Below are 12,669 nucleotides of genomic sequence, written 5' to 3'. Positions count from 1 at the left end.
CTCAGACGTGAAACGGTGGCTCGCCGATGCTAGTGTGGGGCCTCCCCATGCGAATGTAGGTCACCGCCAGGGCCCTCTCCACCAACACCCCCGTCCTCAAAAAGGATGGGGGTGTTGCTTTGCGCGCAAATCGTCGGCGCCCGCTGGCGGACGACGCCGCTAGCTCACGCGCGCTGTCTGAAAATAGGCTCATGTCCAGATCGTACGTTCTCATGCTGGCGTCAGTCGCTATCGTAGGAGCCCGCTAGCGGGCGACACGCTTCTGCCAAAAGCCTTTGGAGCGGCCAAACCCCATCGCCTCAGCAGACCCGCAGGTCGCCCGCAAACGGGCTCCTACGTCAAAATACTGCCGCTCGGATTCGGCAGATCCGCTGGGCCTATGCCTTCAGGGCTGTTCGCCCCGACGACGGAAGGTTTGTTGCGGAAATATCAGCGCGGATGGGCGCATGATCCCAAGGCTGATGCGCGGAAGCTGGCCGCTCCCGCCGAGAGCAATCGATCAGACTTTCTTAGAGCTGCGAAACGTCTCGAACCGCGCCATGCGCGGCGCTGGTCGTCAGCGCGGCATACGCCTTCAAGGCCGATGAAATCTCGCGTCGGCGCTCAAGCGGTTTCCAGGCGTCCACCCCTTTCGCCTCCATGGCGGCGCGACGTTGCGCGAGCGTGGCCTCCGGAACCGCAACCTGTATGCGACGCGCCGGGATATCGATCTCGATAAGATCGCCTTCCCGCACCAATCCGATCACGCCACTTTCGGCGGCCTCTGGTGAGACATGTCCGATGGAGAGTCCAGAGGTGCCGCCCGAAAAACGGCCATCGGTGATCAGTGCGCACGCCTTGCCAAGTCCCTTGGATTTGAGATAACTGGTTGGATAAAGCATCTCCTGCATGCCTGGACCGCCTTTTGGTCCCTCATAACGAATCACGACGACGTCGCCCGGTTTGATCTGATCGGTGAGAATGGCCGTCACTGCGTCTTCCTGACTCTCGAAGATCCGTGCCGGACCGCTGAAGCTTAGGTTCGCCTCATCCACGCCCGCTGTTTTGACGATACAGCCATCCTCGGCCAGGTTGCCGAACAGGATGGCGAGACCGCCGTCGCGGCTGTAGGCGTGCTCCAGATCCCGGATACAGCCATCCGTGCGATCCAGATCCAGATTGGGCCACAGGGCGCTCTGACTGAACGCGATCTGTGTCGGGATGCCGCCCGGAGCCGCGAGATAGCGTTGATGTGCCTTGTCTTCATGACTGAGCGCCACATCCCAATGTGCGATTGCCTCGCCCAAGGTGTTGCTGTGCACGGTCAGGCAATCGCGGTGGAGCAGTCCAGCACGATCCAGTTCGCCAAGGATGCCGATCACGCCGCCGGCCCGGTGGACGTCCTCCATGTGGTACTTCTGCGTGGATGGCGCGACCTTGCACAGATTCGGCACCTTGCGGCTCAGACGGTCGATGTCCGTCATGGTGAAGTTCACCTCGCCTTCATGGGCCGCGGCGAGCAGATGCAGAACCGTGTTGGTGGACCCGCCCATGGCGATATCCAGGCTCATCGCATTTTCAAAGGCGTCAAAGGTCGCGATCGAGCGCGGAAGGACACTGGCATCGTCCTGCTCGTAGTAGCGTCGCGCCAGCTCGACGATTAGTCGTCCGGCCTCCAGGAACAGATCCTTGCGACTGGCATGCGTGGCCAGCAGCGAACCGTTGCCCGGTAGGCTGAGACCCAGGGCCTCGGTCAGACAGTTCATGGAGTTGGCCGTGAACATGCCGGAACAGGAGCCGCAGGTGGGGCAGGCGGAGCGCTCCAGTTGCGCCACGGTCTCGTCGGTTTCATTGGGATTGGCGCCAGCAATCATGGCGTCGACCAGATCAAGATGATGCTCGCCATCGGCGCGCAGAACCTTGCCCGCCTCCATGGGGCCGCCCGACACGAAGACGGCCGGAATATTGAGACGCAGCGCGGCCATCAGCATGCCGGGGGTGATCTTGTCGCAGTTGGAAATACAGACGAGCGCGTCCGCGCAATGCGCGTTGGCCATGTATTCCACGGAATCCGCGATGATCTCCCGCGACGGCAGCGAATAGAGCATCCCCTGATGACCCATGGCGATGCCGTCATCCACCGCGATGGTATTGAACTCCTTGGCGACGCCGCCGGCGGCCTCGATTTCGCGCGCGACCAGTTGGCCCAGATCCTTGAGATGGACATGACCTGGGACAAACTGCGTAAATGAGTTCACCACCGCGATGATCGGTTTCTCGAAGTCCGCGTCCGTCATACCGGTCGCGCGCCAGAGTGCGCGGGCGCCGGCCATGTTGCGGCCATGAGTCGTGGTTCGTGATCGATATTGGGGCATTTGAGATGACCTGAATGCTTGGAATGAAACCATCCGAAGTATACTCGTGGCCTTGTTGAAATTTCTGTCCTGGAGATTCCCGATGCTGTTGAGCCGTCGCCGTTTCAATCGATCCCTCTTGAGCGCCTTAGGGGGCGTCCTGGGTGCCTCCCTGTTATCGCCCGCGTTGGCGGATCTGCTCGAAGGCCGCGACTGGCGCCTCATCGATCCACCTCAGCCCAGCGATACGCCGGGGAAAATCGAGGTACTGGAGTTCTTTTCCTATGGCTGTCCGCATTGCAGCGATCTCAACCTCATCGTCAATTCCTGGTCGAAAGAACTGCCCGCGGATGTATCCTTTCGCCGCGTTCCCGTGAGTTTCGGTCGCGCCGCCTGGTCAAGTCTGGCGCGGTTCTATTATGCGCTGGAGAGTACTGGCGATCTGGAGCGGCTGGATCAGTCCGTATTCGACGCATTGCACAAGCAGCGGCTTCGGCTCTTCACGAAAGCCGCGATTCTGGACTGGGTTGTTGAACATGGCGTGGATTCAAAGGCGTTCTCCGAGGCCTTCGATTCCTTCGATGTCCAGACCAAACTGAGCCGGAGCGATTATCTGGTCGAACGCTATCGCATCGACGCCGTGCCGACGATCACGGTCGCTGGGCGCTATGCCGTGCTTGGACGCGAGGTGAAGGCATTGCCGGAATTGCTGACCATCGCCGACGGACTCATTGCGAAGGCGCGCGCCGAAGGCATCACTGGCTGATGTCCGGACAGAAAAATCCCCCCGGCGGGGGATTTTTGATGGGATGCGTCTAATGGGTTTCGCGCTGTTCTTTGGCGTGCCATACGCGAAGGATCACGACGGCGCCTCCTTCGATTCTGTATCTCAAGACATATTCGCCACGGCCAAAGGCTTCAAACAGCTCCCGTCGTCCAGTCCCATCATCCATCGGTTGGCCAATTTCGGGGAAGTCGGACAGCAAGTCGGCCCCTTTCAGTACAACTTGGGCGGCTTTTCGGGTCGCTTCTGGATGCTTGTCCAGCAAAAAGGCACGTAATCGCTCCAAGTCATCGATGGCTTCCGGGAGCCAGATCACTTCGGACATGGCGGGGAAACCTCGCCCGCGCCGTCATCGCCCCAGGTACTCAACCACACCTTGACCGCTGGTTGAGTCACCGCTTGCCCTGTGAGCTTGTAGCGTTCCCAGCGCTCCAGATCTTCACGTTTTTCCTGCTCGTACCGCTCTTCGCGCTGAACATACTGCTCGATGGCCGCTTTCATCAGCCAGTGTGGACTACGGGCCTTCATCATGCTCAAGCTTTTCAAGCGTTGGTGGAGACCTTCTTCGAGCTTGACGCCCGTGTTCACGATCTTTGGCATGTTGCGTTTTCAAACAGCGGTTGTAAGAGTGGAAACCTAGTACGCCAATCGAACGCTATCGTCAAGCGAGGGATAGATTCAACAGTCATGTCACGAGCCGCTGACCGAGGGGGAAGCTCGAGAAACGGGAACAGTGACGGTCGAGAAATTTTGACCAGCCACAAAAAATCCCCCAAACGGGGGATTTCTCGGATTGCAGACGCAGGCGTCTCGGAACGAAACGACTCGGGTCAGAGCGTCTTGGCCTGTTCGGCCAGATAGATCCAGGTATCGATCACGGTATCCGGATTCAGCGAGATACTGCTGATCCCCTCCCTCAACAGCCAGTCCGCGAAGTCTTTATGATCGGACGGCCCCTGTCCGCAGATGCCGACATACTTGCCCTGCGCGCGACAGGCCGCGATGGCCATCGACAGCATTTTCTTCACGGCCGGATCGCGCTCGTCGAAACTCTCGGCAACCAGACTGGAATCGCGGTCGAGTCCAAGCGTGAGCTGGGTCATGTCGTTGGAGCCGATCGAGAAGCCGTCGAAATATTCCAGGAACTCATCCGCCAGCACGGCATTGGACGGCAGTTCGCACATCATGATCAGACGCAATCCGTCCTTGCCGCGCTCCAGTCCCTGCGCCGCCAGTGCCTCGACGACCGCCTTGGCCTGGCCGAGGGTGCGCACGAAGGGAATCATGATCTCGACATTGGTCAGGCCCATGTCGTTGCGCACCCGCTTGAGCGCCTCGCATTCCAGCTCAAAGCAGTCCTTGAAGGCATCCGCGACATAGCGACCGGCGCCCCGGAAACCGATCATGGGGTTCTCTTCCTCCGGCTCGTAACGCTTGCCGCCGATCAGATTGGCGTATTCGTTGGACTTGAAGTCCGACATGCGCACGATCACGGTGTTGGGCGCGAAGGCGGCGGCCAGGGTCGAAATGCCCTCGGCCAGCTTGGCGATATAGAACTCGCGCGGGCTGGCGTAAGCGGCGATGCGCGGGGTGATCTGCGCCTTCAGCTCGGCGGGCAGTTGGTCGAATTCCAGCAGCGCCTTAGGGTGGATGCCGATCATATTGTTGATGATGAACTCCAGCCGCGCCAGACCGATGCCGGCGTTCGGCGTGGCCGAGAAGGCGAAGGCACGGTCCGGGTTGCCCACGTTCATCATGATCTTGACCGGAATCTCCGGCATGGCCGTGAGTTCGATGGTCTTATAGTCGAACGCCAGATTGCCGTCGTAGATGTAACCGGTATCGCCTTCGGCGCAACTCACCGTGACCTGCTGGCCTTCCTTGACCACCTCGGTGGCGTTGTTACAGCCCACGACCGCCGGGACGCCCAGTTCACGGGCGATGATCGCCGCGTGACAGGTGCGCCCGCCACGATTGGTGACGATCGCCGCCGCGCGCTTCATGATCGGCTCCCAATCGGGGTCGGTCATGTCGGTGATGAGCACGTCGCCCGGTTGGACCCGGTTCATGTCGGCGATGCTCGCGACGACCCGCGCGGTGCCGGCGCCGATGCGGCTGCCGATACTGCGACCGCTGGTCATCACCGGCCCTTTCTCGCGCAGCACATAGCGCTCGATGATGTTGCCCGAGCGGCTCTGGACCGTCTCCGGACGGGCCTGCACCACGTAGAGCTTGCCGTCGGTGCCGTCCTTGGCCCACTCGATGTCCATCGGACGGCCGTAATGCTGCTCGATCTGCATCGCCTGTTTGGCCAGTTCCTGGACTTCGGCGTCGCTGATGCTGAACAGCGGGCGATCAGCCTCCGGCACCGGCTCGGTGCGGACCGGAGAGGCGGCGCCTTCCTCGGCGTAGACCATGCGGATCGCCTTGTCGCCGACCGTGCGGCGCAGGATGGCGGGACGCCCGGCGGCCAGCGTCGGCTTGTGGACGTAGAATTCGTCCGGATTCACCGCGCCCTGCACCACCATCTCGCCCAGACCATAGCTGGAGGTGATGAAGACGGCATCGCGGAAGCCGGATTCGGTGTCGAGCGTGAACATGACGCCGGAAGCGGCAAGATCGCTGCGCACCATGCGTTGGATGCCGGCCGAGAGCGCGACATTGCGATGCTCGAAGCCCTGGTGGACGCGATAGGAGATGGCGCGGTCGTTGAACAGCGAGGCAAAAACCTCGCGGATCCGGTGCTTGATGTGGTCGATGCCGTGGACGTTTAGGAAGGTTTCCTGTTGTCCGGCGAAGGAGGCGTCCGGCAGATCCTCGGCGGTCGCCGAGGAGCGCACGGCCCAGGAGACATCGACGGTTCCGGCCTCGGCGGTCAGCTTGGCATACGCCGTGTCGATGGCGGTTTCCAGCGCGGCGGGGAAGGGCTGTTCCATGATCCAGCCGCGAATCCGTGGGCCGGCCTCGGCCAGCGCCGCGAGGTCGTCGACATCGAGCGCGTCGAGAACGCTCTGAATCCGCTCGTCGAGACCGTCTTTGGCCAGGAATTCGCGGTAGGCATCGGCCGTGGTCGCGAAACCGCCAGGCACCTGGACCCCGAGATGGGTCAGATTCTGGATCATCTCGCCAAGCGAGGCGTTCTTGCCTCCCACCACGGGTACATCGTCCATTCCGAGGTCGCTCAGCCAGCGGACGTAATCGGTCATCGTGTTTGTTCTCCGGTCTTTTCAGTAGAATACTTGAGGGACGCTCGGCTGGACGCTTGGGGCGTTGCTGGGCAAGATCGATTCGACCGAGACTTCGTGTCGGATCAGATGCGACCGCGGCATAGCGCGGGCCTGGAAAGACGAAGCCCCGAAACAACGCGTAAATATAACGCACCAGGGAACCAGCCGTCCCCGGACTGCATCAATCTTGAGGATTTAATAACCCGTAACCCTGGATGGGTAATTTCGGGATAGCCAGGGCGAACTCGTGATGCCAGCGCCTTTCGGCTCGATCCTGGCGTGACCGCCACGACAAGCCATAACCTATTTAGAACGGGGATGAATTGTGTTAGTTTTCCGGCGCGGCAGCATCTTTTTCGCCATGACGCGATTCCTCCGCATCGCAACATCACGAACAGTTCTCAACTTGCTGACTCATCGCTTCATCGCCATGCGACAGGTCGGGCAAGCTGAAGTAAGGCATTGATCGACTCTGCTGTGAGACGATACGTTCCATGTCGGCTTGGGGTGCCAAGCCCCATGAGACGGAATCCCTCGGCTGACACCGGGCAGAGGCATCAAATTCTTTACTTGAGCGAAGACGTTCGTTCAGGCAGCCTGCATGTGCTTAACCTGTCAGATCTTAATATTTTTTAGACTCGACATTCCGAACAAGAGGATCAACCCGATGAGTGAAGTCGTGCCCGGACTCGCGCAAGCGCGAGCCATGCTGGGGAACATCGATAGCAGCAAGATGATCGTTGGTAGCGTGAGCGTGTTGGTTGTCCTGGGGGCAATCTACGCCATCTCCTCGGATCGACTTGCCGGCGACCAAGTTCCACTCAATCCAAAGCAGGTGTCCACGAATCTCGCGCGGGTCGGGAGCGTCACCCTCGTTCAACCGCCGGCTCCGCCACCGGTTGCGAAACCCGCTCCCGTCGCCGAGGCTCCGGTCGAGCCAGTAGCGGACGAGGGGGCTCCGGCGGTCGAGGCGGTCGAGCCAGTAGCGGTCGATGCGGCCTCGGCGGGTGACCCGGCGGAGGCGGCCCCGGCCGTCGAGGCGGTTGAGCCAGTAGCGGCCGAGGGGGCTCCGGCGGTCGAGGCGGTCGAACCAGTAGCGGCCGAGTTAGTCCCGGCGGTTGAGCCGGTGGCGACCGAGGCGGCCCCGGTGATGGAGGCGGTTGAGCCAGTAGCGGCTGAGACTGTCGAGAGCGCCCCCGTCTCTGCCGAACCTGAATCCGCGCAGCCAGTCGAGATTGCGCCTGCCCCGATTGTCACCGCGCCCGCGGCACGGCCTCAGCCGCAGTGGATGATGCATATGGCTCCGCTGCGCGCGCCTCAGAGATAATTCAAACGGGGATCGCGTCGCCGTCGGCCGCGCGATCTCAAGTTTCATTGGCGCCTTGGCTGATATGTTCATCTCGACAGCTCGCTCGATCCGACTCCTGGCTTGTCTGCTGAGCCTTCTCATCCATGGCGTGGCCGATGCGGGTTGCCGAACTGGCGCGACCGTCACCCTCCTGCATTTCAACGACTTCCACGGTCAACTGGAGCCCGATACCGACGCGGTCTCCGCTGCGGGTCATCCCGCAGGCATCGGCGGTCTTGCGCGACTGGCGGCAACCGCGGCGCGGGTGCGCGCGGAGAATCCCGACCGCCCCGTGCTCCTTCTGTTCGCCGGCGACCTGCTTCAGGGAACGGTCAGTTCCAGTCTGTTCCTCGGCATCCCTGACGTCATCCTGTTCAACCGCATGGGCGTGGATGCCGCGGTCATGGGCAACCATGAGTTCGATTATGGTCAGGATGTCTTCCGGCGTCTGGCCGGGCAGGCGGATTTCCCCTTTCTCTCGGCCAATATTCAGACTCATCCAGAGCCCTTGCCGGTCCAGCCGACCCTGGTGATCGCCAGGCCGGGCGGACCGACCGTTGCCCTGCTGGGACTGACCACCCCGGAGCTGACGACGGCGACCCATCCGCGCAATGCAGTGGGCGTGAGCGTCGAGGCTCCGGTGACCGTCGCCCGGCGGCTCGTGCCTGACTTGCGCGAACAGGCCGATCTGGTGGTCATCCTGTCGCATCTCGGGCTGACCGACGACCGGCGGTTGGCGCAGGCGGTTCCGGAGATCGATCTGATCGTCGGCGGTCACAATCACTTTGTCCTGGAACAACCGGTGCTGGAGGGCAACGTCGCGATCGTACAGGCCGGCGAGCGCGGTCATTGGCTCGGCCGCCTGGATCTGGCCTGTCGGGAGGGGCATCTGGAGCGCACCGCCTACCATCTTCTGCCCATGGATGCCAGCGTACCCGAAGATCCCGAGATGGCGGCCGAAGTCGCGCGCATTGTCGCGGAGGCGGAGGTTGGACTGGCCGAGGAGATCGGGGTGGCGGCCGTGGACTTGAGCGCCCGGCGCGAGGACATCCGCCGTGGCGAGGCCGTCTTCGGCAATCTGGTGGCGGATCTGGCGCGCGAAGTTACGCTGGCGGATGTCGCTTTGTTCAATGCCGGCGGCTTCCGGGCGAGCATTCCGCGCGGACCCGTGACGCTCAAACAGGTCTATCAGGCTTTTCCCTTCCGCAATGAACTAGTCGTGGGGCAGCTTACCGGGGCGCAGTTGATCGCGGCACTGCAACGGAGCGCCACGTTCGATCCCGAGGACAACCCTGGCGGATTTCTCCAGGTGTCCGGTCTACGCTATGTCATCGCGGACCGGCGGCTGGTGTCGGCCAGCCTGACGGATGGCCCCATCGATCCCGAGCGGCTTTACCAGGTCGTCATGCCCGATTTCCTGGCGACGGGCGGCGATGGCTATGCGATCCTCACCGAGATGACGGCCCCGGTGATGACCGGCCGCCTGATTTCGGACCTGCTGATCGAGGCCATTCGCTACGGGAAGGCCATTGCGCCTCGACTGGATGGGCGGATTCAGCGCAGCCTGCCTTAACAGTGCAAGGCGGGGAATGCTGTCGATAAGACCGCGTGCGACGACATTCTCGGGCAAGTCACCATCGGTCCAAGGGGTTATTTCCAGTTCGTCGCGACGCGGCGGCTCGCAGGTCGAGGCGCAGAGCCTGATAGTCGTCGGCGTGCCTGGGCGCGGGCCATCGCTCGGCCTTGTGCAACCACCACCACCTGACCAAGCCCGTAAGCGTGCTCCATTGGCTTGCCGCAACGGTGATAATGTGTGCCATCTGGGTGCTATGGATATGGATTTTGAGCATTTTGTGCTCACCAGGCACCCCGCGTACTCTACGGTTGCGGCAGGCCGGCGAGTTTGAGCGGAAAGGCAAGGTTCTCGCGCAGCTCTGGAATACCATCGCCATGTTCCTGTCTTTGGGGTGTGCCCCCTTGAGCGAGCGTCCGTCAAGCGTCAGTTCGCCGCTGGAGATGTCCTCTAGACCCACAATCCTGCTGAGCAGGATGGACTTGCCGTAACCCGATGGACCGACCGGATGAAGAACTCGCCATCCTTGACCGTGAATGAGGCATCGCGGACCGCTGTCGCGACATCCCAGATCGCCAGCGGCAGGGTCAGTGTCAAGGCTAACCCGGAGGATTCAGGCCATTGTCGGCACAAAGCCAAACCATCTCCCATGGAACCACGCCGTCGAATCAAGACCGCCTCGTCTTACTGCTCTTCTTCGTCATCCAGACGATCCGTCTCCAGTGGATCTTCTTGACGGATCACCTCGGTGGCGGGCTGCACGGACGCTTCCCGCCGATCGCTCCACTCCTCCAGGATGCCTAAAATCGGCGCGATCGCGGGCGGTTGAGGCTCATTCGGCTGGAATCTCATCAGCAGGCCGCGATGCGATGCCGGAACCAAGATCGGCGGCGGGGCTTCCGGGAGGTCGAGCGAGGTGAGCGAAACGACGCCGTCGCCGAGCCCCTCGCCGATGTCCGACCACCAGGACGCGAACATGTCCTTCAGGTCGGCGGCGGGCAACTCTTTGGCGATCGCGGTGACGCTGTCCGACATCCACGGCGGCGATTCGAGCAGGATGCCGCCAATCAGTCGGATCGGCACCGCTTCAGGCCAGGCCTTGGCATTCAAGGCCGTTAGATACTCGCTACCCGGCCGCAAATCGATTTTTGCCTCGCCCGTGCCATCGCGCAGGGCGGCGAAGAGCGAGAAGCGGCGGTCTCCTTCCTCGATCCACTGATCGCGAAGTTCGAGCCAGATCCGCAGCCGCGCCCATTCCGATCCGTGATTCGGGGTGCCGACCAGAATGGCGCCGCGAATGGGCGCGCCTGCGACCCGTGAGGTTGTCCCGACCGGATGCCGCCAGCGCGAGATGAATTCCCGGATGACCAGCCCGCCCATACTGTGTCCAATCAGAATGGCGGGGCGGTCCGCCGGCAGATCGGGCCAATGTTCCGCCAGGTATTGAGCGCTGCGATCAATGCCCTGATCGTTCGGATAGCGGAATTCCCAGACCTCGAAACCGGCGGCGTCCAAGACCGGAAAGAGGTCGTGCCAAATGCTCCCCGGCTCGTCCAGGCCATGCACGAGGACGATGCGCGGCCTCCCGGCCGAGCCCTCGCCGATGCGCGGCTCCAGACCGTGCCAGCCGTCATCGTCCGGACTCATGGCCTGCGGAAACCAGTCGTGAAGCCGGTCGTGGACGAGGACGCGAAGCTGCCGCTCTTCGCGCGGGTGTTCCTCGGCCCACCAGGTCCAGATCAGGACAGCGGTGAAGACACACAGAAATGCTAGCAGCAGGGGACGCTGCCAGCGGGATCTTGGCTTGGTGCGAGATGCCATCAATTGAAAGCCTTACAGATCAAGTCGACGCAGTTCGAGAGGGGACGCGCCGCGCTCCCAGATCGGATTGAAGGCGGCGCGCAAACGGCGTGCCTCGCCGGGGTTATTGAAGTCCGCGATGGCCTCCAGGGAATCGGCCATCTGGCGGCGGATGTAACCGCATTCGTCCGCGATCAGGAAGGTGTCCAACCGGTCTTGATCGTCTTCGTCGACACAGCGGATAGCGATTCGGGAGGTTAGACGCCGCGCGAGCTCGATCAGCCGGTGTCCGCTCAGGCTGGCTTGGCGAGCGTCGAAGATCAGGATCCGGACGGACAGCACCGGCCGCGCGAGCGCGAGTTGCTGCACGGCGCCCAGAAAGGGGCGCTGGTCATAGAGGTCGGGATCCAGCGTGGGAGCGAACAGAAGCAACTCGCGGCGGGCCTGGTCGGCCATCCGAAGGCTGGCTTGACGGATCAGGTCGCGACGGTCAAGCCGCAAAATGCCTGGGGAAGTCCCGAGCATCGGGTCATCTTGAATGGACTGTTTCATTTTGGAAGATCCCGGAGCGCTGACAGGAGTAAAACGAACCAATAATCGCTCCCGATCCTCGTGAGCCGAGCCCTGCCATTGGTGTTTCATCGCCTTTTGTTGTAAAATGACAACATTCTAAAATCTTGTCGAGCGCTTTATTTTAGTGGTACTTTTGTAATTTGAGCAGTGCAAGATGTTGCGTATGCGAAGCAGTCGTTGTAAATATGCCGCGAGGATAGAAAAAGTTGCACTTTTGTTCCTATTGTGGGCTAAAATGTCTGTGTTCCAATTTGCGGCCGTTTCACGTTGCCCGTGCTCCAACGACTTCAAATAAGCATCGGGCGGCGGACTTCGACGTTCGTGAGAGAAACCGCGACTCTGTTGTTTTTAACTCACGCATGCTTCAACTTACGCGAAGGTTCCCGATTCGAACATCTCCACCCACCTGAACAGGAAACGAAAGATGCGCAACCATATCATGACTTCACGCCTCGCCTCGCTGGCTGCTCCATTCGCGGTCGCCTTTGCCCTCACCGCTCCGTTGGCCGCGAATGCCGGCGACTACATGAACGAGCATTTCTGGTCCGCTCAGCCCGAAGGGACCGCCTGGGTGACCAACTATGGCGAATGCTGGCAGAGCATCCATGGACCTGGTGATCTGGAGCCCTGCGTCGCGGCGGCGCCTGCGGTTCCCAAGGAGTTCACGGTCCGCCTGAATTTCGAGTTCGACAAGTATCGTCTTGAGAACATCGTGAACGACAGCGAGTTGCAGCGTCTCGACGATTATATTGCACAGGTTCAGGAAACGCCTGTTCGTGAACAGATTTCGCTGACCGGGCACACCGATGCAAAGGGCTCCGAGGAATACAACTATCAACTTGGCAAAAGACGTGCCGAAACCGTCCAGGAATACATGATCAGCAAGGGCATCCCCTCGGAAGACATCATCTCCGTCGAGAGTCGCGGCAAGCTCGACATGCTCCCCGATTACGACATTTTCTCCGTGCAGCAACGCCGTGTGAAAATCAATGCCGAGTACGGCGGTTAATTGAGACCGGGCTGAACCTTAC

11 protein-coding genes are annotated in these 12,669 nt (G+C 61.4%); 4 read left to right on the top strand and 7 right to left on the bottom strand.

Going from position 1 to position 12,669, the window contains the following annotated elements; all coding sequences use genetic code 11:
• Window positions 1-509 precede the first annotated feature (509 nt).
• Window positions 510-2,354, bottom strand: a complete 1,845-nt coding sequence (gene ilvD / locus CCR95_RS16235) for a dihydroxy-acid dehydratase (protein WP_201096190.1) — start codon at window positions 2,352-2,354, stop codon at window positions 510-512.
• A gap of 82 nt (window positions 2,355-2,436) precedes the next feature.
• Between ilvD and CCR95_RS16230 the strand changes: the two genes are divergently transcribed.
• Window positions 2,437-3,099, top strand: coding sequence for a thiol:disulfide interchange protein DsbA/DsbL (locus CCR95_RS16230; protein ID WP_201096189.1), 663 nt, complete (start codon window positions 2,437-2,439; stop codon window positions 3,097-3,099).
• A 49-nt stretch (window positions 3,100-3,148) separates the two neighbouring features.
• Here CCR95_RS16230 and CCR95_RS16225 read toward each other — a convergent pair whose 3' ends face one another.
• From CCR95_RS16225 to ppsA, 3 genes are all read right to left on the bottom strand, one after another.
• A complete protein-coding gene (locus CCR95_RS16225) occupies window positions 3,149-3,442 on the bottom strand; it encodes a type II toxin-antitoxin system RelE/ParE family toxin (RefSeq protein ID WP_201096188.1) in 294 nt (97 codons plus the stop codon).
• Window positions 3,430-3,717 carry a CopG family ribbon-helix-helix protein gene (locus CCR95_RS16220; RefSeq protein ID WP_201096187.1) on the bottom strand — a complete coding sequence of 96 codons (288 nt, stop codon included), beginning with the start codon at window positions 3,715-3,717 and terminating at the stop codon, window positions 3,430-3,432. The genes CCR95_RS16225 and CCR95_RS16220 overlap by 13 nt, the downstream gene beginning before the upstream one ends.
• A 230-nt stretch (window positions 3,718-3,947) precedes the next feature.
• Window positions 3,948-6,323: a phosphoenolpyruvate synthase gene (gene ppsA, locus CCR95_RS16215; protein ID WP_201096186.1), complete on the bottom strand. Its 2,376-nt coding sequence runs from the start codon at window positions 6,321-6,323 to the stop codon at window positions 3,948-3,950.
• A 688-nt stretch (window positions 6,324-7,011) separates the two neighbouring features.
• Here ppsA and CCR95_RS16210 point away from each other — a divergent pair.
• Together CCR95_RS16210 and CCR95_RS16205 are read left to right on the top strand one after the other, a co-directional pair.
• A complete protein-coding gene (locus tag CCR95_RS16210; RefSeq protein ID WP_201096185.1) occupies window positions 7,012-7,671 on the top strand; it encodes a hypothetical protein in 660 nt (219 codons plus the stop codon).
• Between the two features lie 64 nt (window positions 7,672-7,735).
• Entirely contained in the window at window positions 7,736-9,265 is a 1,530-nt protein-coding gene (locus CCR95_RS16205) for a bifunctional metallophosphatase/5'-nucleotidase (RefSeq protein ID WP_201096184.1), read from the top strand.
• 58 nt (window positions 9,266-9,323) lie between these two features.
• Here the strand turns inward: CCR95_RS16205 and CCR95_RS25930 are convergent, their stop codons facing one another.
• The 3 genes from CCR95_RS25930 to CCR95_RS16190 all read right to left on the bottom strand — a co-directional run bounded on the left by CCR95_RS25930 (window position 9,324) and on the right by CCR95_RS16190 (window position 11,617).
• A complete protein-coding gene (locus CCR95_RS25930) occupies window positions 9,324-9,725 on the bottom strand; it encodes a hypothetical protein (RefSeq protein ID WP_338115413.1) in 402 nt (133 codons plus the stop codon).
• A gap of 224 nt (window positions 9,726-9,949) precedes the next feature.
• Window positions 9,950-11,086 carry an esterase/lipase family protein gene (locus tag CCR95_RS16195; RefSeq protein WP_201096183.1) on the bottom strand — a complete coding sequence of 379 codons (1,137 nt, stop codon included), beginning with the start codon at window positions 11,084-11,086 and terminating at the stop codon, window positions 9,950-9,952.
• A gap of 12 nt (window positions 11,087-11,098) precedes the next feature.
• The gene (locus CCR95_RS16190; protein WP_201096182.1) at window positions 11,099-11,617 is read right to left on the bottom strand and encodes a DUF7931 domain-containing protein; all 519 of its coding nucleotides are present in this window, start codon (window positions 11,615-11,617) and stop codon (window positions 11,099-11,101) included.
• A gap of 445 nt (window positions 11,618-12,062) precedes the next feature.
• Between CCR95_RS16190 and CCR95_RS16185 the strand changes: the two genes are divergently transcribed.
• The gene (locus CCR95_RS16185) at window positions 12,063-12,647 is read left to right on the top strand and encodes an OmpA family protein (protein ID WP_201096181.1); all 585 of its coding nucleotides are present in this window, start codon (window positions 12,063-12,065) and stop codon (window positions 12,645-12,647) included.
• Window positions 12,648-12,669: the final 22 nt, after the last annotated feature.

Origin of the sequence: Thiocystis minor (assembly GCF_016653465.1) — a bacterium.
In the GTDB taxonomy this organism is placed as follows: Bacteria; Pseudomonadota; Gammaproteobacteria; order Chromatiales; family Chromatiaceae; genus Chromatium; species Chromatium minus.
This window is presented reverse-complemented; position numbering and strand designations above follow the sequence as displayed.

Coding starts and splice junctions, on each gene's coding strand:
- CCR95_RS16195 (WP_201096183.1), bottom strand. CDS start 11,086: ATGGCATCTCGCACCAAGCCAAGATCCCGCTGGCAGCGTCCCCTGCTG.
- ilvD (WP_201096190.1), bottom strand. CDS start 2,354: ATGCCCCAATATCGATCACGAACCACGACTCATGGCCGCAACATGGCC.
- CCR95_RS16220 (WP_201096187.1), bottom strand. CDS start 3,717: ATGCCAAAGATCGTGAACACGGGCGTCAAGCTCGAAGAAGGTCTCCAC.
- CCR95_RS16185 (WP_201096181.1), top strand. CDS start 12,063: ATGCGCAACCATATCATGACTTCACGCCTCGCCTCGCTGGCTGCTCCA.
- CCR95_RS16210 (WP_201096185.1), top strand. CDS start 7,012: ATGAGTGAAGTCGTGCCCGGACTCGCGCAAGCGCGAGCCATGCTGGGG.
- CCR95_RS16190 (WP_201096182.1), bottom strand. CDS start 11,617: ATGAAACAGTCCATTCAAGATGACCCGATGCTCGGGACTTCCCCAGGC.
- CCR95_RS16230 (WP_201096189.1), top strand. CDS start 2,437: ATGCTGTTGAGCCGTCGCCGTTTCAATCGATCCCTCTTGAGCGCCTTA.
- ppsA (WP_201096186.1), bottom strand. CDS start 6,323: ATGACCGATTACGTCCGCTGGCTGAGCGACCTCGGAATGGACGATGTA.
- CCR95_RS16205 (WP_201096184.1), top strand. CDS start 7,736: ATGTTCATCTCGACAGCTCGCTCGATCCGACTCCTGGCTTGTCTGCTG.
- CCR95_RS16225 (WP_201096188.1), bottom strand. CDS start 3,442: ATGTCCGAAGTGATCTGGCTCCCGGAAGCCATCGATGACTTGGAGCGA.